The organism is Enterococcus sp. 9E7_DIV0242 (genome assembly GCF_002140975.2).
In the GTDB taxonomy this organism is placed as follows: Bacteria; Bacillota; Bacilli; order Lactobacillales; family Enterococcaceae; genus Enterococcus_L; species Enterococcus_L clewellii.
In genome coordinates, this window is the sequence record NZ_CP147247.1 from 61,540 (window position 1) to 87,814 (window position 26,275).

Genomic DNA, 26,275 nt, shown 5'->3' on the forward strand with positions numbered 1-26,275 from the left:
TCTCGCTTTTCTAGGTTTCGAAATTGGAAAAATCAGTAAGCAAAGATGAAAGACTTGATAAAATAAGGTATAATGTTAAACAACAACAGATACTAAAAAGTAGAATGAAGAAAAAGAGGTGCCTCTTTATGAAAAAAATATTAGTTGTAGATGATGAAAAGCCGATTTCGGAGATTGTAAAATACAATCTTGTTAAAGAAGGGTATGAAGTATTTACTGCCTATGATGGGGAAGAAGCTTTAGAGAAAGTAAAAGAAGAAGAACCGGATTTGGTCTTGCTTGATTTGATGCTTCCTAAAATCGACGGATTGGAAGTAGCTAGAGAAATTCGAAAAACATATGATATGCCGATTATCATGGTTACTGCAAAGGATTCTGAAATCGATAAAGTACTCGGGCTAGAGCTTGGCGCAGATGATTATGTCACAAAACCATTCTCAAATAGAGAGTTAGTTGCTCGAGTTAAGGCAAATCTTCGACGCGGTGTAGCAAGCGTGAAAGAGGCTGAGGAAGCTGTGCCGTCTGAACTGACGATCGGTGATTTAACGATCCATCCGGATGCATATATGGTTTCTAAACGTGGGGAGAAAATTGAATTGACCCATAGAGAGTTTGAGTTGCTGTTTTATCTGGCAAAACATATTGGTCAGGTTATGACAAGAGAACATTTATTGCAGACTGTATGGGGCTATGATTATTTCGGAGATGTCAGAACAGTTGATGTAACAGTTCGTCGTCTACGTGAAAAAATTGAAGACAACCCAAGTCACCCGACTTATCTGGTTACCAGACGTGGGGTAGGCTACTATTTAAGAAATCCTGAACAGGAGTAATTGAGTTATGAGAAAAAAGGTTAACTTTTTTCAGTCCGTCAATTTTAAGATTGCTATTTCATTTATCCTGCTGCTTGTGATCGCAATTCAGATCATTGGCGGCTATTTTATCCGCGAGTTGGAAACCACAACAATTAGCGAATATAAAAATAATGTCGATCGTCAAGTGACACAGCTAGTCAATGTTTTAAGCAGTCCACTTGGTAGTGAAGATCAAGAGCGAACAGAAATCGATTCAGATTTGAAACGTCTGTTAAGTAGTTATTCAAATAGTGAATTTTTAGAAGTTCGAGTAATCGATGATAAAGGGATCGTTCGCGCGACGAGTGATTTGAATCTCCAAGGAATCGTGGGAAAGAAAAATGAATATGCTGACTTGAATAATTTGACCAGCAATAAATATGCTGCTGTGGAAAGTGGAAGAAGAGTATATATCAATATACAGCCAATCCATTCCCCGACTGGTGATGCAGTCATTGGGGCTGTTTTTGTTAAAAGTAATATTGAAAGCAAGTACGAGGAAGTCACTAACATTGCTCGAATTTTTTTCACGGCTTCATTGATTGCAGGCGTGATTTCAATTATTGTGACCTTGCTGATTTCTCGATCGATCACACAGCCGATCGGTGAAATGAAGGAACAAGCCCTTCGAATCGCACGAGGCGATTATAGTGGGAAAGTCAAGGTTTATGGAAAAGACGAGCTTGGTCAATTGGCAGAAACGTTTAATCAATTGAGCGAGCGAGTGGAAGAAGCTCAAGAAACAATGGAGTCAGAACGAAACCGTTTAGATAGTGTGTTGACTCATATGACTGATGGCGTTGTTGCGGCAGACCGCCGTGGGAAGGTCATCACGATCAATGAGATGGCTACGACATTACTGAATGTAAAGGCAGAGGAAGCCATTGGCATGTCTCTGTTGGAGCTGTTGGATATTGACGAGGACTATACCTTGCGGAAGCTTTTGGAAGAACCGGATGAGCTGCTGATCGATCGCTCACAATCTGATGAAGAAGCAGATCAGATGATCCTTAAGGTTGATTTTGCTATGATCAGACGCGAATCTGGATTTATTACTGGGCTGGTCTGCGTAATGCACGATGTAACGGAACAGGAGAAAAATGAGCGGGAACGTCGGGAGTTTGTATCGAATGTCTCTCATGAGTTACGTACACCGCTAACGAGTATGCGAAGTTATATTGAAGCGTTGAATGAAGGCGCCTGGCAAAATCCGGAAGTTGCGCCGGATTTCTTAAGAGTTACCTTGGAAGAAACGGACCGCATGATTCGTATGATCAATGATTTGCTGAATCTGTCACGGATGGACTCAGGAAATTCTGAGCTTCAATTAGAATATGTCAATTTCAATGAGCTGATTAATTTTGTCTTGGACCGTTTTGATATGATGGTTGAGAATAATGATAAGAAATTTACGATTCGTCGGGAATTTACTAAGCGGGATCTTTGGGTGGAGTTGGACCCGGATAAAATCATTCAGGTGTTGGATAATATCATGAACAATGCCATAAAATATTCTCCAGACGGAGGAGAAATCATCTGTCGATTACTTGAAACGCATAGTAATGTTGTTTTCAGTATTACTGATAATGGCTTGGGTATCCCGAAAAAGGATGTCAATAAAGTATTTGAACGTTTCTATAGAGTGGATAAAGCCAGAGCACGTGCGCAAGGTGGGACTGGACTGGGTCTGGCGATTTCCAAGGAAGTAATTAAGGCCCATAACGGTTCAATCTGGGTTGAAAGTACAGAAGGACAGGGCTCAACGTTCTACATCTCCCTTCCTTATGAACCTTATGAGGAGGTATGGTGGGAATGACATTTTTAGAGAAATTGATTCGCCCCGGCTTGATTGCGATGATCATCCTCAGCTTGTATTTTTCATGGTCGATTTGGGTTAGTTCATCTAACAAAGAAACAGTCAATCAAGGGGAAACAACGATTACTACAACAATCAAAGAACGGACCAGTCAGGAGACCTTCGCTCCTATCCGTTTGGTGAGAATGATGGAAACAGAGTCGACCTTGACTGCCAGTGAGAGCTTGATTGGTTCTGTTCAAAAGCTGATCAGTGAAAGTGAGTTTGGTCCATTATCTATCGCTGTTAATGGGGATGATGAGGCGTTTGATCGTTATTATGCGGAGCATCAAGGCGTTGAGCTGATGTATGAGGGACGATTCTTACTTTCTGAATACCTCATGACATATGGCATCGATACCGGTGAGCCTGAGGTAGCTATGGAGGATGCGTACTTCAATCGTATTCAGGTTGATTTTGATGAGAAGAAGATTTTTTTCTTTGATTTTAACCATAAAATTGTTTATCAAGCGACGATATCTCTTAGTCGTGAAGAGGTGGAGCCTCTACTAGACAAAGATGGAGTAACTTATTTTGAGATCGCTGAACGCTCAGAGCTTTCGAATAAATCTTACTATATGGTAAAAGGATTGAAATTGAAGAAGTATAGTTACATTCTAGCTTCACAGCCGATAACCCTTTTTAGGAATGCTTTTTTCAACGATACAGAAAATATTCAAACGAATGAAGAAAGTGCGGATATTTCTTATGCTAAGGGTTCTGAAAAATTGACGGTCAATGAATTGGGGACGATTCATTTCAATGGGAACTTGAAGAGTGAATCTGAGAAACAGAATATTTTTTCAGCTAGCTTTAAATATGTGAAAAAATTAGGGGCAAATATTGGAAATCTGCGCTATTTTGATACCTCTAATGAAACAGTGAACTACCGAACCTTTGTAGAAGGGTTCCCTGTTTTCAGTGAAAGCAACCGGGGACAGGTAAAAGTAGCAGCTACTGAACTGAATTCAGATCAGGCAAAGATAACGATTGATACCAGCGTTGATACAATTCAGGTGCCAATTCCTTCTGAAGAAGAGATCACGTTGAAAGATTCGACGGATTTATTGGATACGTTGATTGCTTATGGTGCGGATGAAGCAGAAATCAAATCAATCATTATTGGGTATACGTGGCAACGGCTTGAGGAGACCAAACAGGTAGTGGATTTGATGCCTGAATGGTACATCTATTATCGTGACCAGTGGTTTCCAGAGCGTGAGTTACTGGAAAAACTCGCAAACTGGGAGGTGCAGTAATGGATTTTAAACGAATCGAGTGGATCTTCTTTCTCGTGTTTTTCGGTGTCAATATTTTTCTGTTTGGGATCTATCGTGAAGGGGTACAGGACGAAAGAAATGTCTCTTATTCCGATCGAGCAGAAAGCTTGGAACACCGCTTGAAAAAGGAAAATATTGAGCATAAAGGCACATTCTCTACAGCCCAAATCGAAGGTTATTATCTCAGTGGGGAAAAAACTAATTTTTATGAAATGGTTCAGCAGAAACGTATTGAACAGGGGGATAATAACCTGTTTCGTTATAATACGGATATTATTGAAAATGGGATGATTCGATACCCTACTGCAAATTATTATATAGATCCCAAGAATGTGGAGACAACATTGTCTGAATTTTTATCAAATAATGAGAATGTTCTGTTTGGTAATGAATATACCTATAACAGTCAGTTTTCCAATTTGACAGGTGATTTTCCGGAGATAACGGTCTCTCAAGTTTATGAAGGGATTGCATTTAGAGATGACAGTGCAGAAATCTCGCTTTCTTTGGAAAAACATGAGACAGATGAGCTGTTTAAAATAGCAACCTATACGCAATATCATATTGAAAATATTGAGAAGCTAAGAGAAAAAACCTCGTTATATACGGAACATGAAGCAGTGGAGACGCTGTATATCAATAGTAAAATACCAAGTAATTCAACCATTACTTTTTCAAAATTGGCCTATAGCTGTATTTATCAAATCAGGGAAAAGAATGTTTATGTTCCAGTTTGGTTCATTGGGATATCTTCTAATGAAACGAGCTTGCAGATTGAGCAAGTCAATGCAATGAGTAACACGATCATCACAAATAATACAGTTACAAGGGTGGAAAATCAGGGCTGATGAATGTATAATAGAGTGCTGTAAGGAATTGAAACGAAGGGAAGCGTAAAGATGGATCAGGAAAGTACTTTTAATGTCAGTGTGCTTGCCAGCGGCAGTACCGGCAATTCCCTTTTCATAGAGACGAAAGAGAAGAAAATACTGGTGGATGCCGGACTGAGTGGGAAAAAAATCACGTCGCTATTGGCGGAGGTTGGACGCACACCGGATGAGCTGGATGCAGTTCTTGTGACACATGAACATCGGGATCATATACACGGTGTAGGTGTTTTAGCACGAAAATACAAGCTGGATGTTTATGCTAATGAAAAGACATGGCAAGCGATGGACCCTTTGATCGGCCATGTTGCTTTGGAACAAAAGCATATTTTTGAGATGGGAAAAGTGCTTACAATGGGCGATATGGATGTTGAAAGCTTTGGCGTATCTCATGATGCGGCTGCGCCTCAATTCTATCGTTTTCATAAGGAAAATAAATCGTTTGTTATTTTGACAGACACGGGGTATTGCAGTGATCATGTTCGAGGAATTGTTCGTGATGCAGATGCGTACTTGATTGAAAGCAATCATGATTTAGGGATGCTGCGGGCAGGAGCGTATCCATGGAGCTTGAAGCAGCGTATCCTCGGTGATCAAGGACATCTTTCCAACGATGATGGAGCCTTGGTTATGGCTGATGTGATTGGTCCCAATACTAAACGCATCTATCTGGGACATTTGAGTAAGGAAAACAATATGAAGGAACTCGCTCAAATGGCGATGGAATCAATTTTGAAGGAATACGGACTAGGTGTTGGGCATACTTTTAATGTCTATGATACTGATCCGGAATCCGCAACAGGATTGTTTTCGATATAATAATGAAAAGATTGAGAACTACAGCAAAATAAGGCTGTGGTTCTTTTTTTTTTCGAACTTCTTCTTATAATAGTTTTACTAAGAAATACTTTTTTGCATCGGGGGTTCTGACTGAAGGCTTTAAGGTAGATTTAAGTACATAGGTGTATCGTAATCTTTGATAAAAAGGAGTGGATACGAATGCCAATAATTACGAATGACGTGAAAAATAAAAACATAATGGAAGACTATGATCGGTTTGTTCAACACGCTAAATACGGATCAATTACACAGGAAACGAGCTGGAGTAAGGCAAAGGAGTGCTGGGAACCTTTATATGTCTATTTGGAAGAAGCTGGAAAAATTGTTGCAGCAATGTCCATTTTAATGATCAAAAATGTTGGTGAAAAACGATTTGCCTATGTCACGAAAGGTCCGGTAATGGACAAAGTTTCAGTCGATTATATGCAACAACTGATTCAAGAAGCGGAACTTGAATTGAAAAAAAGAGACGTATTTCTTTTAAGAATGGATCCTGAATACCTATACACTGAAGTGCTCGACAAGCAATTAAGAACAGCTGGATTTATTGTACGAAACAGAGGATTAAGTGGCAAGGGAACGATTCAGCCAAGGTATAACATGATTGTGAATTTAAAAGGAAAAACAGAAGAAGAAGTTTTGGCGGGTTTTTATGGAAAAACAAGGTATCGCATACGCTATGCTGAGAAAAATGGATTGGAAAGTAGGATTTCTTCTGATCGCACGGATCTGGAAATTTTCTATAATTTGTATGCAACCACTAGCGAACGCCACGGAATATCTTATCGACCAAAGGCCTATTTTGAACGCTTGGCGGACTCCTTTCTTGCATCTGGGAAAATGAAGATCATCCTTGTTTCAATCCAAGGTGTACCAGATGCTGGCGGGCTGTGCTTTTTATCTGGGCGCAAGGTCTGGTATATGTATGCAGGAAGTACGCATGAAAATCAAGTGTTGATGGCCCCTTATTTGGTTAACTGGGAGGGGATCAAGTGGGCGTTAACAGAAAAAAAGGAAGGGTATGATTTTGGTGGCGTGTTTGAACTGTGCAATGATGATGGGTTGTACCAATTTAAAAATGGCTTTGTTCGTCCAGACACGCCGACAGAATTTATTGGGGAAATCGATAAAGTATATGACCAAACAGCCTATGAACAATTTAATGCGGAATAATTCACTATTTCTGAAATTATCTTAGAATATTCTGAAAATAACATGCTATAATAGAAAAATCGAGAGTGAGAATGAGTATTAAGCGAAGAAATAAACCTTAAATACTTGTAAGATCAGTGCCGCACTGTTTTGTACAGTCAATGAAAGATAATCTTACTGTTTTTGGCTTTACTGCTAATTTTTGTGTGAAGTATTTCTCATTCTATTGAATCGTATGAGAGAAAAGAATGGAGCGTCAATTGTCTGTTTATGTATTTTTAAGGGAGACTTGAAGAACACTCAATACGGGTGAGTATCAGTCTTTGATGGAGGGGAAAGTATGATTTTATTGGGGGCAATCGTCAATGCAGCAGCGATAGTTGCAGGTAGCTTAGCGGGGGCAGTATTGCGGAATTTGAGTGAGGAAACGAAGGATACAGTAACGAAGGGAATTGGGCTAGGTGTCATTGCTTTGGGGATTCAGATGTCATTTAAGGCAGAATCCTTTATTCTTGTGTTGATCAGTTTGTGCTTAGGAGCAATGATTGGTGAGCTGGCAAAAATCGAGGATCGGATGAATCGCTTTGGTTTGTATCTGGAAAAACGGTTTGCGAAATCGGGTAGTAATTTTGCGGAAGGCTTTGTCACAGCCTCTTTAATATTCCTTGTTGGATCAATGGCCATTATCGGAGCAATCGAGAGTGGCGTGTCAGGCAATCACCAGACGCTTTTTACTAAATCCGTCATGGATGGCTTTATGGCAATCATGCTTACAGCAACACTGGGAGTCGGGGTTTTATTCTCATCTGTTCCGGTTCTGCTGTATCAGGGCATTATCGCAATAGCAGCGAGCTTGTTGATGGGTTACGTTCCAGAAGCGTTACTTGATTTACTAATGACTGGAATTAGCGGTATCGGTGGACTAATGATTCTTGCAATTGGGTTGAATATCACCGGATTAACAAAAATTAGAGTATCGAATTATCTACCTGGAATTATTATCCTGATACTTTTGATTATAGGACAATTTTATTTTTTCTGATTATAATGAATAACGAAGCGTGTGAGACAGCAGAAATAGATTTCTGTTATCTCACATGCTTCTTTTTGCATAAATAAACAATTATACATTATTAATATTCATTTTTATCGCTTTAAAATGCATATTTTTTCTATATTTACGAATAAATTAATAAAAAACCATTGACTTCATCCGGTTATGAAACTATAATGTGAAAAACGTTTCTTTTTTATGAAAAGAAAATGAAGAGGTGAAAATAAATGAAGGTTTCTATAATTGGTGCAACTGGTTACAGTGGATTAGAGGTAATTCGCTATTTGCATACTCATCCTTATGTTGAGATCGTTTCTATTCATAGTCAGACGGAGAATCAATCGATCGATACGTTTTATCCTTATCTTAAGGGATTGCTATCACTTCCTTTAGAGCCAATAAATCCAGAGAAAATCATGGCACAGAGTGATTTGGTATTTTTAGCTTTGCCATCGGGAATTTCAAAAGAAGTTGCGGCACCATTTGTTAAAAATGGGTTTCCACTAATCGATTTGTCGGGTGATTTTCGATTGGAGGAACAGGGGGCTTATGAAAAGTGGTACAAAAAAGAAGCTGCCCATTATCCATTGATTGAGGCCTTTGATTATGGGTTGGCTGAATATAGAGCAGATATTTCAAAACCATTTATAGCGAATCCCGGCTGCTACGCGACTGCTGCAGAGCTAAGCTTTGCTCCATTATTACAAGAACAGCTCATAGAACTGGATTCCATCATTATTGATGGGAAATCTGGACTATCTGGAGCAGGAAAAGGCTTGACTCAAGCTAGTCATTTTATTGAAGCAAATGACAATATGAGTGTCTATAAAATGAATGAGCACCAGCACATTCCCGAAATTATTCAGCAGTTTCAGCGTTGGGAGCCAGCGCTTACAGGGATTCAGTTTACGACATCGTTGATTCCTGTGACAAGAGGAATTTTTATGACTGCGTATGCAAAGCCTAAGAATAAAATAGAGCCCAAAGAGCTGCTCGAACTTTACCGACGTTGCTATGAGGGGAAAACATTCATTCGTATACAAGAAGAAAATCGTTTTCCAGTGTTGAAGCAGATTATCGGGACGAATTTCTGTGACATTGGTTTGTCTGTAAATGAAGCTACAGGAATGATCACACTCGTTACAACAATTGATAATTTAGGAAAGGGTGCAGCAGGTCAGGCGATTCAAAACATGAATCTTTTTGCTGGTTTTTCTGAAACAGAAGGATTACTGCATGTATCAATCTATCCATAGGGAGATAAAAAAGTATGAAAACAATCAACGGGACAATTGCTTCACCAAAGGGCTTTTACGCAGACGGCTTTCACAGCGGACTAAAGCGGAAAAGAAAAGATATCGGCTGGATCTATTCAGAGTATCCGGCGCAAGCGGCAGGCGTATTCACGACCAACGCCGTTCAGGCAGCACCAATTCAAGTAACAAAACAAGCCCTGAAATCGGATTACTTACAGGCAATAATCGTAAACTCGGGAAATGCGAATGCCTGTACGGGAAAAAATGGCCTTCTTCATGCCCAGGAGATGCAACAAATGGCTGCACAAAAGTTAGGTGTTTCTTCTGGGAGTGTAGCTGTTGCATCAACGGGTGTTATTGGACAAGAATTACCGATGACAACCATCAAAAAAGGAATCTTCGGCTTGAATAAAACAGAAGGAACGCCTGGACATTTTCACGAGGCTATTTTAACGACAGATACACGAACAAAGGAAATCGTTGTTATGAGTGAAATAGATGGGGAAATGGTAACGATGGCAGGCGTTGCTAAGGGTTCTGGAATGATTCATCCGAATATGGCGACGATGTTGGCCTTTATCACGACAGATGCAGCAATTAAAAATCAGCTGCTGCAAGAGACCTTGAAGCACATAACGGATCAAACGTTTAATCAAATCACTGTTGATGGTGACACCTCGACCAATGACATGGTTCTAGTCATGGCCAATGGAGCAGCCGGCAATCCTTTCATCCAAAAAGAAAGTGAAGGATATCAAGAATTTACTGCGATGCTTCGTGTTGTAATGGAAGAGCTTGCTAAAATGATTGCTCAGGATGGTGAGGGTGCGACCAAGCTGATCGAAGCAGCCGTCACTCACGCGAAGGATCAGCTGACAGCCAGAATGATTGCGAAAAAAATTGTCGGCTCTTCCTTGGTAAAAACAGCGATGTTTGGTGCAGACCCTAATTGGGGCAGAATCATTTGTGCAATTGGGTACGCAGACCCATCTATCGATCCTGAAAAAGTAACCATCTCAATTGGTGGATTGCCAGTACTGATCAATAGTCAGCCGCAAAGCTTTGATGAAATGAAAATGAGAGAGATTCTTGTACAGGACAAAATTATGATTCTCGTTGATCTTCAGGATGGCACAAAAACAGGAACTGCCTGGGGCTGCGATCTGACGTACAAATATGTAGAAATCAACGCACTATACCATACCTAAGACAGAGAGGAGCAGTTTATTTGGATGAATTGTTAGTTATAAAAATTGGCGGCGCTGCTGGGGACTGTTTGACAGAAGAGTTTTTTCAGCAAATACACGCATGGCGGTCAGAAGGTAAAAAAATCATCATCATACATGGTGGGGGACACTATATCTCTGAAATGATGACTCGCTTAAAGGTTCCCGTCTGTCATAAGGAAGGGCTGCGCGTCACAACGAATGAGGTACTAAAAATTACACAAATGGTCTTGATTGGTCAGGTTCAACCGTTGATCACCTCTAGATTTCAGCAACAGAATCTCTCTGCTGTTGGGCTGAACGCCTCAAGCAACGGCATCATTTTGGGCGAGTATTTGGATAAACAAGCACTTGGGCATGTTGGAAAAGTAACGGAAATTCGAACGGATTTACTGGTCGACCTTCTTGAAAAAGGGTATATTCCGATTATTGCTCCTCTTGGACTGACAGCTTCTGGTAAATGGTTGAATATCAATGCAGATGATACAGCTTGTCATGTCGCTTCAGCTTTAGACGCAGAGGCACTTTACTTATTAACCGATGTAGCGGGTATCAGAAAGGACGGCGTGTATCTACAAGACATTTCAGTAGCAGAGACCGATCAATTAATAGAGGAGCAGGTTATCACAGGAGGGATGATTCCTAAAGTCAAAAGTGCCATGGCTGCTCTTCATGCCGGAGTTAGTAGTATTCATATCACAGATGATATTTTGAAAAAGGGTACAGTGATCCAAGGAAAGAAGGTGCTGGTATGACACAGTTATTTCCAAACTATAAACGAAAAAACATCGAGTTTGTTGCAGGGGATAAGAACTATTTGATTGATTCTGACGGAAAAAAATATCTTGATTTTACTAGTGGGATCGGCGTTGTCAATTTAGGCTATAATCATCCGGTGCTTAATCAAGTTTTAAAAGAGCAATCTGAAAAAATTTGGCACACACCCAATCTATACGAAAACAGTCTTCAAGAAGACCTGGCAAAACAGTTAGCCGGTGCCTCTGACTATTTAGCCTATTTTTGTAATAGTGGGGCTGAAGCAAATGAAGCAGCTATAAAATTGGCCCGTAAAGCAACGGGCAGAAGCAAAATCATCACCTTTGAACAATCCTTTCATGGTAGGACCTTTGGCGCTATGAGTGCTACAGGACAAGCTGCAATTCATCAAGGATTTTATCCATTATTGCCGGAATTTGCGTATGTTCCATATAATGCATTGGATAAATTAGAGCAGGAGCTAGATGGAAATACGGCGGCTGTTATGTTGGAACTGATTCAAGGAGAGGGTGGTGTGATTCCAGCTGAAAAACAGTGGATCAAGCAAGTGGTCGCACTTTGTGAGAAAAACGGTTCTTTAGTGATTGTAGATGAGGTGCAGACAGGTATTGGGCGAACAGGCGCTTTCTATGTGTCTGAAGCCTATGATATTACGCCTGATGTTATCACTTTGGCGAAAGGTCTTGGCAATGGGTTTCCAGTCGGCGCGATGCTCGGCAAAGCGAAATATGCAGACGCATTTCAAGCGGGGAGCCATGGTTCAACCTTTGGTGGAAATAAACTAGCGATGGCTGTTGCCGGAGAGGTTGTATCACTCATTCGTCAGCCAGAATTTTTGGCTGATACCAAGAAAAAAGGCTTGTTCGCAATGGAAACACTCGAGAAATGTTTAAGCGGTAATCCGATTGTTACGAATGTGCGAGGAATGGGCTTGATGATTGGTATTGAGCTATCAGATAGACAACTCTTGGAGCTCGCTATAGATAAGTTGCAGCAAAAGAATGTTCTTGTTTTAAAAGCAGGTTCGACAGTTCTGCGCTTGTTGCCACCATTGACAATTACTGAAAATGAACTTACAGAAGGAATAGAAAAAATCGACCAAGTATTGGAGGAATTAGCACATGTCTGACACGCTTTTAGGAAAAAGTATTTTAGATTTAACGGAACTGACGAAAGAAGATTTTCATGAAATCATTCAGCTCGGGATTGCGATGAAAAAGAATCCTAAGGAGTATAACACCGCATTGTCTGGAAAGATTTTAGCAATGATTTTCGAGAAAAACAGTACGCGAACACGGGTCTCTTTTGAAGCAGGAATTATTCAACTAGGTGGGCAGGCGATTGTTTTGGACAGTAAAAATACTCAAATGGGAAGAGGGGAGCCGGTCAAAGATACAGCAAATGTTCTGTCGTCTTATGTAGACGGTATTATGATTCGGACTTATTCAGATCAAGTCGTTCAGGAATTAGCTGAAGAAGCCTCTATTCCAATCATCAACGGGCTAACGGATAATCACCATCCCTGTCAGGTTTTAGCTGATTTTATGACAATCTATGAAGAAAAAAATAAGCTGGCTGGTTTAAAATTGGCCTATGTAGGAGATGGAAATAATATGGCTCATTCCTTTCTGCTTGGTGGCAGTATTGTAGGGATGGACATTTCGATTGCATCACCTGTCGGCTATGAACCAAAAGTCGAGTTTACTCAATTAGCGGAGGAAATCGCGATAAAAACAGGCAGTGAGATCGTACTTACAGAAAATCCAATCGAAGCAGTGAAGAATGCCGATGTAGTAGTTACTGATGTGTGGGCAAGTATGGGAAGTGAAGCGGAGCAAAAGGAACGAGAAGTTGCTTTTCATAAGTATCAGGTGAATGATGCCTTGGTGAAGCATGCCAAGAAAGACTTTACGTTTTTACATTGCCTGCCTGCTCATCGTGGTGAAGAGGTCACAGCATCTGTGATCGATGGCGAACACTCTGTTATTTATCAAGAAGCAGAAAATCGATTGCATGCACAAAAAGCATTAATGGTCAAAGTGATGAAAGACGTGTGAAGCAAGTTTAGTCTGTAGTTGTTACGTTTTTTATTTAATTAAAGCGGTCAATCTTTACTCTAAATGTCTCTTTTCAGGTGAATGAGGCATTTTTTTGTTGGATTTGTTTAAATTAGTTATACGATTCTGAATTTTTATTTGTAGTTTTAGGCACTTTCTAGTAGAATGAATGTGTGTGAATAGAAAGAAAAGAGGTGTAGATAAATGGGTTTTACAGATGAAACAGTGCGATTTGACTTTGATGAAAGTCGCAAGAAGGAAGTTAGCGAGACTCTAGCTACCGTATATCGAGCATTAGAAGAAAAGGGTTACAATCCTATCAATCAGATTGTGGGATATTTACTTTCAGGAGACCCGGCCTACATTCCTCGCTATCAGGATGCGCGGAATTTAATTCGCCGTCATGAGCGTGATGAAATCATGGAAGAGCTTGTGAAACATTACCTGACAAGCTATGGTATCAATCTTCGATGAGAGTTATGGGATTAGATGTAGGATCAAAGACAGTCGGTGTAGCTGTCAGTGATCTTCTTGGCTGGACTGCTCAAGGGATAGAGATTATCCGTATCAATGAAGAGGAGCAGGAATTTGGTTTTGACCGTCTGGGTGAACTGATAAAGGAATATGAAGTGACCAAAGTCGTTGTCGGCTTGCCGAAAAACATGAATAATTCAATCGGTCCCAGAGCGGAAGCGTCAATGGCCTACGGGAAGCAGGTGGAGGAGCTATTTCACTTGCCCGTAGAGTATCAGGATGAACGTTTGACAACTGTTCAGGCAGAACGAATGCTGATTGAACAAGCGAATGCATCTCGTGCTAAGCGAAAAAAAGTAATCGATAAAGTGGCGGCAGTCATGATCTTACAAAATTACTTAGATAGAGCTAGCAACAAGTAAAGAAAACATCCCCTATATAGGGATAAAATCTGTTATTCTTGCTGTTTCGACCTTAATGTGATAAACAATTAAGTAGGAATAGTTTAAAGATAAAAGATCGGTTAGAAAAAAGAAGGCCATTACTCTTGCGTAGGAACATCTAGAAGTAATGGCCATCGGACCTCCGAAAAAGAGAAATTGGACAGTGACCTGACCAGTTTCTACAAAAAATAAAAGGAGAACCATTACTCTGTTGCAGGAACCTCTAGAAGTAATGGCTATCGGACCTCAAAAAAGAAGAAACAAGACAGATACCTGGCTAGTTTCCTCGGAAATCAAAAGGAGAATGACAATGACAGAACATAATCATGAAGGACATGAGCATATTACATTAGTAGACGAACAGGGGAACGAAACCCTTTACGAAATTTTACTGACTGTTGACGGTCAAGAAGAATTTGGTAAGAATTACGTCCTTCTTTATCCAGCTGGTGTGCCGGAAGAAGAAGATGTTGAACTACAAGCCTATGCTTATATCGAAAATGAAGAAGGAACTGAAGGTGAGCTGCAGCAAATCGAAACGGACGCTGAGTGGGATATGATTGAAGAAGTCTTCAATACCTTCATGACCGAAGAAGAAGAAAAGTAAAATGATAGAAGCAGAACCCTTACGCAACAAGGGTTCTGTTTTTTCTTTGTCTATAATTTTGCATGTTAAAAAGCTGTCTGATGACATATATCAAAACAAGCAATAAAAACCCTCTTTAAGTCCTTCTTTTCTAATGATTCTCGTTATGTTATAGTCAATATACCGCTTTCAATTTTAGTGATAAGCGGAAAAATAAAAGTGTAGGTGAAGTTATGATGACAATGATTAAAATAGATAACGCAGAAGGAAAAACAACTATTAGGAGGAAATTTTTTGAACGAAAATTTAAACGAAAAAATGTATGTAACAAAGAAATTAACTGGGAATGAAAAGGCAGCAATCAGAGAACTGAAAGCGACAGTTGAAAAAGAAAACATCGGACATAAGCTTGATTTGGATTATTTAGATGCTGATCGAAGTAAACATTTGTTATTATGGAATGATGAAAAATTAGAGGTATATGCTTGGCTGTCTTCCTTTGACCCTCAAGAACTGGAAGTATCAATTATTTCACAGAAGCCAGAACGGTATTTCGAAACAGTCCTAGCGTATTTACATTCTTATGTTGAAAAGCAGAAAATCAGTGAAGCTTTCTTGATTGTTGACCAACGGGATGAACGATTAAAAAAATCCATTGAACAGATGCAATGTAAAGCCGATTTTTCTGAAGCTTATATGGAACTAAACCAGAATAATTTCAATCCAATGACTGAACAGTTGCTTTCTCTGACGAAAGGAACAGCAGCGGAACGAAAAGAAATTGGTCGTTTTATGAATGATGGGGAAGACTATGACATACCACAGGAAGATTTAGACAGGATCATGCTTTACAAAGAGGCCGACGATATCTTCTCTTGTCTACGAATAGACGAATCAGAAGGTCGCTTCGGTATTTATGGTTTTGTTGTGCAGAAAGAACAACGCGGGCGAGGAATTGGCCGAAAGGTTTTATCCACCGCGATTCTGGAAATTCTAAAGAAAAATCCGAAATTGATTTATTTAGAGGTAGAAACGAATAATCTAAATGCATTTCATTTGTATTGCTCTTTGGGATTTGAGGTAAAGAGGCAGTTTGATTATTACACTTTCCAATAGAGTGTTGGTGAACGACTAAATGATGAGCACTAATCAGGAGAAATCTTGATTAGTGCTTTTTTCTATTTTCAGATGTATTAAAAAAAAGTTTTGTTTCTGCCACTATTTCAATGACGGGTTGACAATTCTTAAAACTAGTGTACTATTGTTCTAGTACACTAGTTTTGGGAGGGATGAAATGAATTTTGCAGAGAACCGACCCATTTATTTACAAATCATGGATGAAATCATTCAGCAAATCATTGTTGGAAAACTGAAACCGGGCAATAAAGTAATGGCTGTCAGAGAAATGGCTGTTCAATTATCAACCAATCCGAATACGGTTCAACGGGCTTTACAGGAACTTGAGCGAATGGAGATTCTTTATTCGGAGAGAGGAAAGGGACGCTTTGTTACAGAAGATCAGGATATAGTGGAAAAGCTGAATCGCGAAAAGATTACCGAAGTGATGACGGACTACTTATTAAATATGAAGCTGTTGGGTTTTACTAAAGCAGAGTCTTTAGATCGCTTGCAGCATTTTGTTGAGGAGGGACAAGAATGAGTTTTGTGGAAGTAAAAAATTTAGACTACAAAAAGGGCGGTAAAAAGATTTTTTCAAATTTGAATTTTTCTTTAGACAGGGGACGAATCATTGCTCTCTTAGGTGAAAATGGCTCAGGAAAAACGACAATCATGCGCTTGCTTTCAGGATTAGCTTTAAATTGGAAGGGTCAAATGACCATTGATGGTTTACCGATAAATCATGGAACCAAATCAAAGGTCTCCTATTTAGTGGACCTAAATGATTTTCCCAAAGATTTTACAATAGAAAAAGTGTTGAGCTTTTATCATCAATTTTATGAGGATTTTTCTTTGGAGCGAGCGGCTGAGTTGCTGGATTTCATGGAATTAGAAAAGAAAATGAAGTTGAAGGTTTTATCTCTAGGACAGAAGGGAAAAGTTTCTTTAGCGGTTGCTTTAGCAAGAAAAACTGCTGTTTATCTCTTAGATGAACCCTTGAATGGTATTGATTTATTGACGAGGGAAAGAATCATTCAGTCGTTGCTTCGCTGGTTTGAGGAAGATAGCCTTATTTTGATTACTACACATCAACTAGCGGAAATTGAAACGATTGTGGATGAAGTGCTGATTTTGAAGAATAGAGAAATCGTTCTTCATCAAGAGCTTGAGTCATTACGAGAAACCAGAGAAATTGGTTTGGAAGAGCTTTATAGGGAGGAGCTGGCGAAATGAAATGGTTAGCGCTATTAAATAACAGTAAAACAAGAACACTCTATTTTTCAGGCGTAATCTTCAGTCTTTTTTACAGCTTTGTCAGTATTTACTTCTATCTCACTCAAGGAGATAGAAATGTCTCCGGTCGGTTAAACACGCTGATTTTGTTGTTATCCATTAGTTTTATATTCTGTGACACATCAAGATTTTCAGCCTTTTTCCTATCAAAGAGGGTTCGATTACTGCCTTTAAAGACTGGAGTGTTGTATCTGGTCAACCTTTTATTATCTGTTGTAAGTGGGCTGGTTTTTATTTTGGTCAATTGGGGAATCGCTAGTGTTGCGCACTTAATTATGTTTCAACGTCTGGATGTTCCTCAGTTTGATATTCCTTATTTGAAAAGTATTTCTTTCTGGTTTGTCCTACTTAGTTTTTATATCCTGTTGCAGTTTTTTGTGTTGCTGGCGCAAGTTGTTTGGCAGCGTTGGCTTCCACAGCTTTCTAAGAATTGGTTGGTTGTTATTTTTCTTATGCTGCTAATAGGGTTCCTATTTTCACAGCAGCTAATACCTGATTCCGTAATGAAAGGAAATTTTCTGATTTACTTGGTAATTTTAGTTGTTATTGCAATAGGTACTTCGTGGCAACTAATTGATAAATATTTGGAGACAGAGGTCGGATGACGATCATTGATGGTGACATCAAACTTTTAAAGAGAAAGGAGAGATGACTTTGAAAGTATTGCTTTATTTTGAAGGAGAAAAGGTGTTGGCAAAGTCTGGTATTGGTCGAGCGTTGGAGCACCAGAAAAAAGCACTCTCTGAAATGGGTATTGATTATACCTTAGATCATAAATGTACAGATTATGATATTCTTCATATCAATACGTATGGGCTCAGCAGTTACCGTATGATTTCCAAAGCCCGACGTTTAGGAAAGAAAATCATCTACCATGCGCACTCTACGGAAGAGGATTTCAGGAACTCTTTTATCGGATCAAACCAATTGGCACCATGGTTTAAAAAATATCTAGTCCATCTTTATTCAAAAGCGGATTATTTGATCACGCCAACGGACTATTCTAAAAAATTGCTGGAAAGCTATGGGTTGAATGCTCCAATTAAGGTTGTTTCAAACGGTATTGATATCGAAAAGTATCAGCCGAAAGCAGAAAAAGAAAAACTATTTCGAGACTATTTTCATTTGACTGCAGATCAAAAAGTGATTATCTGTGTAGGTCTTTTTTTCAAACGTAAAGGAATCACTGATTTTGTCGAAATTGCCCGCCAGATGCCTGAGTATACATTTATCTGGTTTGGTCATGTGCCCATGATAAGTATTCCCAAAGAGGTTCGCCGCATTGTGAAAAAGGCGCACACGGAAAATGTTATTTTCCCTGGCTATATTAAAGGAGATATCATTGAAGGGGCGTATTCCGGTGCTGATCTGTTCTTCTTTCCTTCTTATGAAGAGACAGAGGGGATCGTTGTTTTGGAAGCTTTGGCTAGCAGGCAAAATGTTTTAGTAAGAGATATCCCAGTTTATAGCGGTTGGCTGGAAGATGGAAAAAACTGTTTTATGGGGATAGATAATTGGGAATTTCAAAAACAGATCAAAGAGATGATTGAAAAGCAGCTTCCGGATTTAACTGAAAGTGGCTACCAAACAGCGAAAGCCAAAGACATTAAAGAAATTGGCAGCAAACTGGCGGATGTGTATCAACAAGTATTGAGTGATAAATGCTACACAGAAAAGGTCATTAATAGAAGTGAAGAAATATAATAAGTAACTGAATCCTAGATATTCTAGGAAATCGTTTCTTTGTGCAAACAGAAATAGAAGCTCTTTGTCAAACATACATGAATTTACGAGCTCATTTACCATGAAGAATGAAAGTGAGAAATTAGTGCACAATACTGGTGGAAAGAAAAAAACACCACGAATTTGGAAAAGCTAGTTCAGCCGAACGTCAAACTGATTTATTTCATTTCTCGAGAACTCTGAACTACAGCTAATGAGCATGTGTATAAAAATTGATTTTTCATAGAATAAAGCATTTCTTTCCCAAATTACTAGGGGAAGAAGTGTTTTTTTTGTATGCTTTCCCCTATCTATGCTAAGGGCAAAGAGCGTCCAGGGTGATAATAAAAAAAGCCTCCTAAACTGTTAAGATGAAGTTGGTTTCCCGACCACCACATCAAAAATTTTTGCGTCGTGGCTACTAAGCAGATACGGTAAAAAGAAATAAGAAGCAAATAGAAGAATATAGCTGCAATCAACTTCAAGAAGACTTAATAGCAGAGCAACTAAGATGTGAAGAAATGAAAATTATCGTGATTAAAAATCCTTGCTCTTTGAAAATTTTGGGGACTCTTAAATTATATAAGGGAGAGTAGTCTTGTTTTGACGTTGCTTCAGTACACAGCGATAGTAAAGCATTTGTATAGGTAGTCTAAAAAATTAGAAACGAAATCAAAGCCTAGTAAGAATTGCTTACTGGGCTTCTTCTGTATTTCTATAAACGTTATCTATGAACTACTTATGTAACAGTCCTTTACATGTGCTCTTTGAAGCTCTTTGCATACTGTTTTGGTGTGACATTCGTGATCTTTTTAAACGTACGAATGAAATTAGAATAGTCATTGAAGCCGGAAAGATAACAGGTATTCAACACATCTTTGCCATTTTCCAGGTGCTTTTTTGCAGCTGAAATTCGACTTAAAAGAATATAGTGATAAATACTGCTGCTCAGTTCTTTTTTAAAGATTCGATTCAAATAGATACCGTTATGAGAAAATTTCTTAGCCAGCATATCGACAGATAACTCAGAAGAATCAAGATTTTCTTGAATAAAAATGAGCATATTCTTCACCAACTCTGGTAAGTGGCTATCTAAAACGGCCTCCTCACTAGTGGCAGCACACCGATTGGCATAGAGGAGGATTCTAATCAGCATGGAAGACATTTCTAAATCGTGCCCATAACTAGAGGGAGCATTGTATTCATTGGTCAATTCTTTCATCAAACCAATCATATGATGTAATTGATTTTCTGAAAGTCGAATCAATGAAACCCGTTCGTTGAAAGTTTTTAGAAGAGCTGTTTTTTCAGTAGACAGCACTTCAGCGAATTTGTTGGAAAAATGTATAGAGATACGCTCATACACAGCGTCGGATAAAAGCTTTGGTCCATGGATCTGATTATTATTGATAAATAGTAGATGTCCGGGTTGCAGTTCAATTGCCTTTCCATCAATGAAATAGCGAACATCTCCTCTAATAAAAAGGAATAACTCTAAGTGATTATGAAGATGCAACTTGATTTTAGGCGAGTCAATATTGTAATAACAATCAATCTTTTTGTGGAAGTGTTCAATTAGATACTCCATTAACAAAGCTCCTTTATAAGTTTGTTTTTGCATGTTTTTATGTTTACAAACGCAAAGAAAGCGCTTTTAATTCGTACTATAATCACATTGTAAGGGAAAAAAAGTAAAAGTCAAAGAGTTTTCAGCAGCTTTTTGACGGAAAAGGGGATTATCAAGATGAAAAAATTTCTGAAGTTTGCAGTATTGTCTACCTTGTTTATCAGTGTTCTATCAGCAATGACGGCTTGTAGCAAAGGCGCAGATGAAGGAGGGAAAACTGCTGCAAACGAACTATCAGTGGCTGTCTGGGCATATGATGCGAATCCGGAATTCAAAGCGATGGTTGAAGCGTTTGAAAAAGAGAATGACGATGTGAAAATCAAAATTGTGGATATCGCTGCTGATCAGTATGAAGATAAAGTCACTACAATGCTCTCTGCAGGGGATTCGACAGATGTATTGGCAATCAAGGGAGTCGGAAGCTACGTCAATTATGCAACAAAAGGGCAGCTGTTGGATCTTTCTAAGGATGCAGAAGCTATTGACCAGCCGGAAAACTTCAAAGGTAACCTTGAAGGCTACGAGCTTGATGGGAAATATTACGCATTACCATTCAGAAAAGATATCTATATGCTCTTTTACAATAAAACACTTTTTGATGACAACAAAATTGCTTATCCGGAGAATCTGACTTGGGATGAATATGAAGAGTTGGCGAAGCAGCTGACAACGGAAAAAGACGGCGAAAAGGTGTATGGAACCTATCATCATACGTGGTACCCAATTCTGCTGTGTACAGCTGCCAATCAAACAGAGAGTTCCTTATTAGATGGCGACTATGGGTTTACGAAAGCGTATCTTGATCGTTGGATTCGTCTGCAAGATGAAGGATATGCAATGGACTACTCTTCAATAAAAACAGCTAGTGTGACCTACGCTTCTCAATTTGAAACGGAGAAAACAGCGATGATGCCAATGGGTAGCTTTTATCTAGGGAAGCTATTGAATGCTGCCAAGGAAAACCGGACAACTGTTGAGTGGGGAATTACATCAATGCCGCAAAATAAAAAGGGCGAGGTGAGCACATACGGCGGGCCCTCAGGTTTTTCTGTAAACAAAGGGGCTAAAAATCCTGATTTAGCTAAAAAATTTGTCAGCTTCTGTTCCGGTGAACAAGGAGCAAAGGCTGTTGCAGGGATCGGTATGACACCAGCATATCAATCAGAGGAAGTGATGAACGTCTTATACAATCTTGAAGGAATGCCTCAAGATGAAGAAAGCAAGCGTGCGTTGAATCCAGATAAGAATGGTTGGGAAATGCTGCCAGATCCAAAAACAGCGGAAATCAATTCGATCATTAATGAAGAATATGATTTGATCATGGTTGAAGATAGCTCAGTGAAAACCGGGATTGACGCATTGAATAAACGCGTGAAGGAAGTGTTGGAAGAGGATAAGTGAGGAGGAAAAGATGAAATCAGTTAGTTACCCAGTCATGAAAACGAAAGAAGAGTTTAGTGGTGCATTTCAGAAAATTGTTCAGCCGGCAATCAACGCCGTAGACTCAAAACATCCAGGTCTACTAAATATTGGCTCTGCAGGAGCAATATACAGTAAAAAAACACGAGAAGCAGAAGGCTTTCTACGACTGTTATGGGGCTACGGCCCCTTCTATAGCCAAAGACCAGTGGATGATACCTTTAAGCAGCTGATGAAGGGGATCTGTGAAGGGGTCGATCCGATATCTCCAGATTACTGGGGCAAGATTGGTCATGTGGATCAGTTAATGGTAGAAATGGCGCCATTAGCAGTTTTCCTCATTATGAATAAAGAGAAAGTTGAAGCAACCGTTTCAGAGAAAGAGTACCAACAGATTGCTGATTGGATGAATCAAATCAATGCGTTCGATACGGCCCAAAATAACTGGCTATTTTTCAGAATTTTAGTGAATGTTTGTCTTCATAAGAATTATGAGAGGGATACCTTTGCTCAAATTGAAAAGGATTTTGCCAAAATCGAAACCTTCTATTTAGGAAATGGCTGGTATTATGACGGTGTTAAGGTTCAGATTGATTACTATATTTCTTTTGCGATTCATTATTATTCCCTTCTGTATGCTGTTTTATTTGCAGAAGAGGACCCGCAGAGAAGTAAGCAATTAAAGGAACGGGCGGCAGCATTTGCGGAAACCTTTCAACATTGGTTTGATGAGGAGGGGCGAGGGATTCCCTTTGGCAGAAGCCTAACCTATCGCTTCGCTCAAAGCTCATTCTGGTCAGCGATGCTGTTTGCAAAAGTAGAGGGTTTTGATTCGAAAAAATCAAAGCTGTTGTTGAGTAAAAATTTAGCTTTTTGGTTGTCTCAGGATATTTTTTCTTCAGATGGCTTGCTTCGAGTGGGGTATTGCTATGACGATTTGGTGATGTCTGAGGAGTACAATGCACCTGGTTCACCCTATTGGGCATTAAAGGCCTTCTTGGTTTTGGCCTTGCCTGAGGATGATCCTGTCTGGTCAATGGAAGCGATCGACTCAGAGTCTACAGAATCAGTGGAGCATACACTGATCAAGGAAGCAAGAATGCTGCTACGAAAAAGTTCTGACGGTAAAGAGGTTCAAGCTTTTCCAGTCGGTCAGTTTGTTGAACTGCATACACATGGGGAAGCAAAGTATGGGAAATTTGTTTACTCTACATTGTTTGGGTTCAATGTATCGAAAGGTCTGGTTGGATACGAAAAGGGCGGCTTTGATAATGTGCTGGCTATTTCAGAACGAGATAATTTTTATCGTGTACGAACGACATTTGAAAGCTATCGAACAACTGATACACATGTTGCTGTCTCTTGGAAGCCTTGGGCAGATGTCACGATTCAATCCTGTATTATTCCTTTTGAACAATGGCATTTCAGGATTCACAAGATCAACAGTGAAAGAGAACTGAATGTTCGTGATGGTGGTTTTTCAGTTCCTTACGACGGAGTGGAAACCATACAGGTTCAGCAGACAGAGAAAGATTGTTTCTTGGATTCAGTAATCGGCGTTTCGGGTGTTGTAGATCTGACAGGACAGGGACAGACGGGTATTTCAGCTCGCTTAGCGAATATAAACGTATTGTATAACAATGTCATGTTTCCTTATCTGAATCAGGATATTTCTAAAGGTGAAACAATGATCTGTACAGCTTTTCTAGGTGACGGTCAACAGAAGACAAGCGAGATACAAGATTTACCGGAAGCTCTTATTTCAGGAAATAACGTGGTCTTGACTATCGGAAAAGAAAAGAAAGTAATTGAGCTACCATTTACTCGATAATTAGAGGAGAAGACAATGGAAAGAATGGATGACTATTTAGATAAAATCACCGCAAAGGTGTTAAAAGAATCTGCAAGAAATGAAGACAGTATCCCCTATATTCCTGAAAATGGACGATACACAGATATGGGCCAAGAAGATATCGCTTGGTGGACGAATGGCTTTTTTGGTGGGTTGTTATGGCAGCTTTATCATTATTCGGGAAAAGAGGAATTAAGGACACATGCTGAGCGGATCGAAGAAAGACTTGATCAAGCGCTCGAGGAATTTGTTGATTTACATCATGATGTCGGGTTCATGTGGCTGCATACAGCAGTAGCCAATTATCGTAAAACTGGAAATGAAAAATCAAAAGTTCGAGGCTTGAAAGCAGCGTCTGTTCTTGCTAGTCGATTTAATAGTAATGGTCAATTTATTCGAGCATGGAATGAGGATAAAACAGGCTGGGTTATTATCGATAGTATGATGAACATCCCACTACTCCATTGGGCAGCCGCAGAGCTTGATGATCCGCGGTTCAAACAGCTTGCAATTGCTCATGCAAATACGATTCAGCACTATTTGATTCGGAAGGATGGGTCATCTGCTCATATCGGCAGTTTCGATCCGGAGAGTGGCGAATTTATCGAATGGATTGGTGGTCAGGGGTATAGCGCTGATTCTGCGTGGTCTCGAGGGCAAGGCTGGGCAATCTATGGTTTTGCATTGAGCTACAAGCACACAGGAGATACGAGCTATCTGAATACAGCGATTCAAGTGGCTAATTATTTTCTGGCAAATTCGGCCCAAACTGATTATGTCCCTGCTATTGATTTTAAAGCACCGTTGATTGAAGAAGACACGGATACAAGTGCAGCGATGATTGCTGCTTGCGGTCTTATTGAACTGAGTCGGCAGTTACCTAAAGAACAAGGCAAGCTCTATAAGAAAGGCGCTGAGCGTCTACTGATAGCTGTTTTGGAAGAGTATACGGATTTGTCAGTAGAAACAGATGGATTGGTAAACGGAGGTGCGGTTGATTACCATAGCAAAGAGGGAAAAAATGTTGGGCTTGTCTATGCAGATTACTTTTTAATTGAGGCATTATTGAAGCTAAAAGAGGCTGAAATGGATCTTTGGTAATTTTGTCTTACTCTATCGAGAGAGAGGAGAACTAAATGAAAAACTATCGACTGTTAGTGGTGTTTTTGGTTGTTTTCCTTTCTTCTTGTGGGAGTCAGGAACATATAGATGCTTTTGACCATCAGGTGGAAGAGAAAGTAGAAAAAATATACAAGCAGTATTCTGCAACAGAATTTCAAAATGGAGAAATACCACCTAATACCCTTGTTCAGCTCCATGGAATGATCACAGTGACAGATAATGAGGATGGCCAATCTATCAAAAAAAATGATCGTTTTATCTTGGAGGCTGAGGGAGAACGGTATCAAGTAATCAATAGCTCTGACAGTGAGTGGCAGCTATTGGACCGGGTAACGGTTTACGGAGAATATTACGGCTTTATCAAAGCAGAGGAAATAAAAAAATGAACTTTAGTAAGGAGGGACATGTCTAAAGCATAGCTTTGGCATGGGAAGCAATGGAGTCTGCCAAACAGCATCATTCAAAAAGCTTAAAAAGAAAAAATTTATTGACCGCTTATTCATTTATTGCACCAAACTTTATCGGTTTTTTCCTATTCACATTGATCCCTGTTGTGTTTTCGTTAATTTTGGCATTTATGGAGTGGGATTCGTTTTCAGCGCCCAAGTTTGTTGGCATAACTAATTTTGTAAAAATGATAGGAGATGAAACGTTCTGGATTTCCTTTAAAAACACAATACTGTACACAGTTGGTGTGGTACCGTTGACCCTGTTATTTTCATTAGGGTTAGCTATTCTATTGAATCAAAAAATCAAAGGTATGAAATTTTTCCGGACGGCCTTCTTTTTTCCCTATGTTACATCATTAGTGGCAATTGCTGTTGTTTGGAACATGTTGTTTCATCCAACCATGGGGCCGATCAATCAGTTTTTGAAGCTGATCATTGATAATCCTCCGGGGTGGACCTCTAGCTCTCAGTGGGCCTTATTTGCAATTATTATTGTTAGTGTCTGGCGTGGAATGGGGTATTATATGATTTTATATCTGGCTGGTTTACAAAGTATCCCGAAAGAGTTGTATGAAGCAGCTTCAATGGATGGAGCAACGAAATGGAAGCAATTCATGAATGTGACACTGCCTTCGTTGAAACCAACTACTTTCTTTGTAACAATTATGTTGGTAATCAACTGCTTCAAGATTTTTGATTTGGTTCAGGTGATGACAGCTGGTGGACCGGGAAGATCCACCAATGTACTCGTATATACGATTTACAATGAGGCTTTTGTGAAATTTAATTTTGGCTATGCTTCAGCGATAGCATTGGTCTTATTCATTATAGTTCTGACGATCACGGTCGTTCAGTTCAAATGGAATCAAATTCAGGAGAGAGCTTAGCGAAAGGAGAGAGGCGAGATGCAAATGACTGCAAAATCAAAGAC

Annotated in this window: 26 protein-coding genes; 25 read left to right on the forward strand and 1 reads right to left on the reverse strand. The window is 39.5% G+C overall.

Annotated elements, in window-relative coordinates:
- Nucleotides 1-128: 128 nt before the first annotated feature.
- The 20 genes from yycF to A5888_RS00430 all read left to right on the forward strand — a co-directional run bounded on the left by yycF (nucleotide 129) and on the right by A5888_RS00430 (nucleotide 18,857).
- Entirely contained in the window at nucleotides 129-833 is a 705-nt protein-coding gene (yycF, locus tag A5888_RS00335) for a response regulator YycF (RefSeq protein WP_086347305.1), read from the forward strand.
- A 7-nt stretch (nucleotides 834-840) separates the two neighbouring features.
- Nucleotides 841-2,670 carry a cell wall metabolism sensor histidine kinase WalK gene (walK, locus tag A5888_RS00340; protein ID WP_086347306.1) on the forward strand — a complete coding sequence of 610 codons (1,830 nt, stop codon included), beginning with the start codon at nucleotides 841-843 and terminating at the stop codon, nucleotides 2,668-2,670.
- A complete protein-coding gene (locus A5888_RS00345) occupies nucleotides 2,667-3,968 on the forward strand; it encodes a YycH family regulatory protein (protein WP_086347307.1) in 1,302 nt (433 codons plus the stop codon). The genes walK and A5888_RS00345 overlap by 4 nt, the downstream gene beginning before the upstream one ends.
- Nucleotides 3,968-4,837 (forward strand): two-component system regulatory protein YycI, encoded by an 870-nt coding sequence (locus tag A5888_RS00350; RefSeq protein ID WP_086347308.1) that lies wholly within the window; start codon nucleotides 3,968-3,970, stop codon nucleotides 4,835-4,837. The genes A5888_RS00345 and A5888_RS00350 overlap by 1 nt, the downstream gene beginning before the upstream one ends.
- Nucleotides 4,838-4,888: 51 nt before the next feature.
- Nucleotides 4,889-5,695, forward strand: coding sequence for an MBL fold metallo-hydrolase (locus tag A5888_RS00355; RefSeq protein WP_086347309.1), 807 nt, complete (start codon nucleotides 4,889-4,891; stop codon nucleotides 5,693-5,695).
- 180 nt (nucleotides 5,696-5,875) lie between these two features.
- On the forward strand, nucleotides 5,876-6,889 hold the full coding sequence (locus tag A5888_RS00360; protein WP_086347310.1) for a lipid II:glycine glycyltransferase FemX: 1,014 nt from the start codon (nucleotides 5,876-5,878) through the stop codon (nucleotides 6,887-6,889).
- Between the two features lie 319 nt (nucleotides 6,890-7,208).
- Entirely contained in the window at nucleotides 7,209-7,910 is a 702-nt protein-coding gene (locus A5888_RS00365) for a DUF554 domain-containing protein (protein ID WP_086347311.1), read from the forward strand.
- A gap of 239 nt (nucleotides 7,911-8,149) precedes the next feature.
- The gene (gene argC / locus A5888_RS00370) at nucleotides 8,150-9,178 is read left to right on the forward strand and encodes an N-acetyl-gamma-glutamyl-phosphate reductase (RefSeq protein WP_086347312.1); all 1,029 of its coding nucleotides are present in this window, start codon (nucleotides 8,150-8,152) and stop codon (nucleotides 9,176-9,178) included.
- A gap of 14 nt (nucleotides 9,179-9,192) precedes the next feature.
- Entirely contained in the window at nucleotides 9,193-10,386 is a 1,194-nt protein-coding gene (gene argJ, locus A5888_RS00375; RefSeq protein ID WP_086347313.1) for a bifunctional glutamate N-acetyltransferase/amino-acid acetyltransferase ArgJ, read from the forward strand.
- Nucleotides 10,387-10,406: 20 nt separating this feature from the next.
- Nucleotides 10,407-11,159, forward strand: coding sequence for an acetylglutamate kinase (gene argB / locus A5888_RS00380; RefSeq protein ID WP_086347314.1), 753 nt, complete (start codon nucleotides 10,407-10,409; stop codon nucleotides 11,157-11,159).
- The gene (locus A5888_RS00385; RefSeq protein ID WP_086347315.1) at nucleotides 11,156-12,310 is read left to right on the forward strand and encodes an acetylornithine transaminase; all 1,155 of its coding nucleotides are present in this window, start codon (nucleotides 11,156-11,158) and stop codon (nucleotides 12,308-12,310) included. Before argB ends, A5888_RS00385 begins: the two co-directional genes overlap by 4 nt.
- Complete coding sequence (gene argF, locus A5888_RS00390; RefSeq protein ID WP_086347316.1) at nucleotides 12,303-13,238, forward strand: ornithine carbamoyltransferase; 936 nt, start codon at nucleotides 12,303-12,305, stop codon at nucleotides 13,236-13,238. Before A5888_RS00385 ends, argF begins: the two co-directional genes overlap by 8 nt.
- A gap of 204 nt (nucleotides 13,239-13,442) precedes the next feature.
- Complete coding sequence (locus A5888_RS00395) at nucleotides 13,443-13,712, forward strand: IreB family regulatory phosphoprotein (protein ID WP_086347317.1); 270 nt, start codon at nucleotides 13,443-13,445, stop codon at nucleotides 13,710-13,712.
- On the forward strand, nucleotides 13,709-14,134 hold the full coding sequence (gene ruvX / locus A5888_RS00400; RefSeq protein WP_086347318.1) for a Holliday junction resolvase RuvX: 426 nt from the start codon (nucleotides 13,709-13,711) through the stop codon (nucleotides 14,132-14,134). Before A5888_RS00395 ends, ruvX begins: the two co-directional genes overlap by 4 nt.
- A gap of 331 nt (nucleotides 14,135-14,465) precedes the next feature.
- Nucleotides 14,466-14,762 carry a DUF1292 domain-containing protein gene (locus A5888_RS00405; protein WP_086348311.1) on the forward strand — a complete coding sequence of 99 codons (297 nt, stop codon included), beginning with the start codon at nucleotides 14,466-14,468 and terminating at the stop codon, nucleotides 14,760-14,762.
- Nucleotides 14,763-15,035: 273 nt separating this feature from the next.
- Nucleotides 15,036-15,857, forward strand: coding sequence for a GNAT family N-acetyltransferase (locus A5888_RS00410; RefSeq protein ID WP_086347319.1), 822 nt, complete (start codon nucleotides 15,036-15,038; stop codon nucleotides 15,855-15,857).
- Nucleotides 15,858-16,035: 178 nt separating this feature from the next.
- On the forward strand, nucleotides 16,036-16,401 hold the full coding sequence (locus A5888_RS00415; protein WP_086347320.1) for a GntR family transcriptional regulator: 366 nt from the start codon (nucleotides 16,036-16,038) through the stop codon (nucleotides 16,399-16,401).
- A complete protein-coding gene (locus tag A5888_RS00420) occupies nucleotides 16,398-17,093 on the forward strand; it encodes an ABC transporter ATP-binding protein (protein ID WP_086347321.1) in 696 nt (231 codons plus the stop codon). The genes A5888_RS00415 and A5888_RS00420 overlap by 4 nt, the downstream gene beginning before the upstream one ends.
- Nucleotides 17,090-17,758 carry a hypothetical protein gene (locus A5888_RS00425; protein ID WP_086347322.1) on the forward strand — a complete coding sequence of 223 codons (669 nt, stop codon included), beginning with the start codon at nucleotides 17,090-17,092 and terminating at the stop codon, nucleotides 17,756-17,758. The genes A5888_RS00420 and A5888_RS00425 overlap by 4 nt, the downstream gene beginning before the upstream one ends.
- Before the next feature lie 49 nt (nucleotides 17,759-17,807).
- Nucleotides 17,808-18,857 (forward strand): glycosyltransferase family 4 protein, encoded by a 1,050-nt coding sequence (locus tag A5888_RS00430; RefSeq protein WP_086348312.1) that lies wholly within the window; start codon nucleotides 17,808-17,810, stop codon nucleotides 18,855-18,857.
- 772 nt (nucleotides 18,858-19,629) lie between these two features.
- Here A5888_RS00430 and A5888_RS00435 read toward each other — a convergent pair.
- Nucleotides 19,630-20,463 carry an AraC family transcriptional regulator gene (locus A5888_RS00435; protein ID WP_170924667.1) on the reverse strand — a complete coding sequence of 278 codons (834 nt, stop codon included), beginning with the start codon at nucleotides 20,461-20,463 and terminating at the stop codon, nucleotides 19,630-19,632.
- Nucleotides 20,464-20,619: 156 nt separating this feature from the next.
- On the opposite strand from A5888_RS00435, the gene A5888_RS00440 reads away from it, so the two are divergent.
- The 5 genes from A5888_RS00440 to A5888_RS00460 are packed head-to-tail and all read left to right on the forward strand — an operon-like array spanning nucleotide 20,620 to nucleotide 26,231.
- Nucleotides 20,620-21,903, forward strand: coding sequence for an ABC transporter substrate-binding protein (locus A5888_RS00440; RefSeq protein ID WP_086347324.1), 1,284 nt, complete (start codon nucleotides 20,620-20,622; stop codon nucleotides 21,901-21,903).
- Nucleotides 21,904-21,913: 10 nt separating this feature from the next.
- The gene (locus tag A5888_RS00445) at nucleotides 21,914-23,752 is read left to right on the forward strand and encodes a DUF2264 domain-containing protein (RefSeq protein WP_086347325.1); all 1,839 of its coding nucleotides are present in this window, start codon (nucleotides 21,914-21,916) and stop codon (nucleotides 23,750-23,752) included.
- A gap of 15 nt (nucleotides 23,753-23,767) precedes the next feature.
- Entirely contained in the window at nucleotides 23,768-24,874 is a 1,107-nt protein-coding gene (locus tag A5888_RS00450) for a glycoside hydrolase family 88 protein (RefSeq protein ID WP_212647150.1), read from the forward strand.
- A gap of 35 nt (nucleotides 24,875-24,909) precedes the next feature.
- Nucleotides 24,910-25,281, forward strand: coding sequence for a hypothetical protein (locus tag A5888_RS00455; RefSeq protein WP_086347326.1), 372 nt, complete (start codon nucleotides 24,910-24,912; stop codon nucleotides 25,279-25,281).
- A 50-nt stretch (nucleotides 25,282-25,331) separates the two neighbouring features.
- Nucleotides 25,332-26,231, forward strand: coding sequence for a carbohydrate ABC transporter permease (locus A5888_RS00460; protein ID WP_086348314.1), 900 nt, complete (start codon nucleotides 25,332-25,334; stop codon nucleotides 26,229-26,231).
- The last annotated feature ends 44 nt before the right edge of the window (nucleotides 26,232-26,275 follow it).

Coding starts and splice junctions, on each gene's coding strand:
- A5888_RS00415 (WP_086347320.1), top strand. CDS start 16,036: ATGAATTTTGCAGAGAACCGACCCATTTATTTACAAATCATGGATGAA.
- A5888_RS00405 (WP_086348311.1), top strand. CDS start 14,466: ATGACAGAACATAATCATGAAGGACATGAGCATATTACATTAGTAGAC.
- A5888_RS00420 (WP_086347321.1), top strand. CDS start 16,398: ATGAGTTTTGTGGAAGTAAAAAATTTAGACTACAAAAAGGGCGGTAAA.
- argF (WP_086347316.1), top strand. CDS start 12,303: ATGTCTGACACGCTTTTAGGAAAAAGTATTTTAGATTTAACGGAACTG.
- A5888_RS00385 (WP_086347315.1), top strand. CDS start 11,156: ATGACACAGTTATTTCCAAACTATAAACGAAAAAACATCGAGTTTGTT.
- A5888_RS00435 (WP_170924667.1), bottom strand. CDS start 20,463: ATGGAGTATCTAATTGAACACTTCCACAAAAAGATTGATTGTTATTAC.
- A5888_RS00365 (WP_086347311.1), top strand. CDS start 7,209: ATGATTTTATTGGGGGCAATCGTCAATGCAGCAGCGATAGTTGCAGGT.
- A5888_RS00355 (WP_086347309.1), top strand. CDS start 4,889: ATGGATCAGGAAAGTACTTTTAATGTCAGTGTGCTTGCCAGCGGCAGT.
- A5888_RS00455 (WP_086347326.1), top strand. CDS start 24,910: ATGAAAAACTATCGACTGTTAGTGGTGTTTTTGGTTGTTTTCCTTTCT.
- A5888_RS00445 (WP_086347325.1), top strand. CDS start 21,914: ATGAAATCAGTTAGTTACCCAGTCATGAAAACGAAAGAAGAGTTTAGT.
- A5888_RS00350 (WP_086347308.1), top strand. CDS start 3,968: ATGGATTTTAAACGAATCGAGTGGATCTTCTTTCTCGTGTTTTTCGGT.
- A5888_RS00450 (WP_212647150.1), top strand. CDS start 23,768: ATGGAAAGAATGGATGACTATTTAGATAAAATCACCGCAAAGGTGTTA.
- A5888_RS00395 (WP_086347317.1), top strand. CDS start 13,443: ATGGGTTTTACAGATGAAACAGTGCGATTTGACTTTGATGAAAGTCGC.
- A5888_RS00440 (WP_086347324.1), top strand. CDS start 20,620: ATGAAAAAATTTCTGAAGTTTGCAGTATTGTCTACCTTGTTTATCAGT.
- ruvX (WP_086347318.1), top strand. CDS start 13,709: ATGAGAGTTATGGGATTAGATGTAGGATCAAAGACAGTCGGTGTAGCT.
- A5888_RS00460 (WP_086348314.1), top strand. CDS start 25,332: ATGGAGTCTGCCAAACAGCATCATTCAAAAAGCTTAAAAAGAAAAAAT.
- A5888_RS00360 (WP_086347310.1), top strand. CDS start 5,876: ATGCCAATAATTACGAATGACGTGAAAAATAAAAACATAATGGAAGAC.
- argC (WP_086347312.1), top strand. CDS start 8,150: ATGAAGGTTTCTATAATTGGTGCAACTGGTTACAGTGGATTAGAGGTA.
- A5888_RS00425 (WP_086347322.1), top strand. CDS start 17,090: ATGAAATGGTTAGCGCTATTAAATAACAGTAAAACAAGAACACTCTAT.
- argJ (WP_086347313.1), top strand. CDS start 9,193: ATGAAAACAATCAACGGGACAATTGCTTCACCAAAGGGCTTTTACGCA.
- yycF (WP_086347305.1), top strand. CDS start 129: ATGAAAAAAATATTAGTTGTAGATGATGAAAAGCCGATTTCGGAGATT.
- A5888_RS00345 (WP_086347307.1), top strand. CDS start 2,667: ATGACATTTTTAGAGAAATTGATTCGCCCCGGCTTGATTGCGATGATC.
- walK (WP_086347306.1), top strand. CDS start 841: ATGAGAAAAAAGGTTAACTTTTTTCAGTCCGTCAATTTTAAGATTGCT.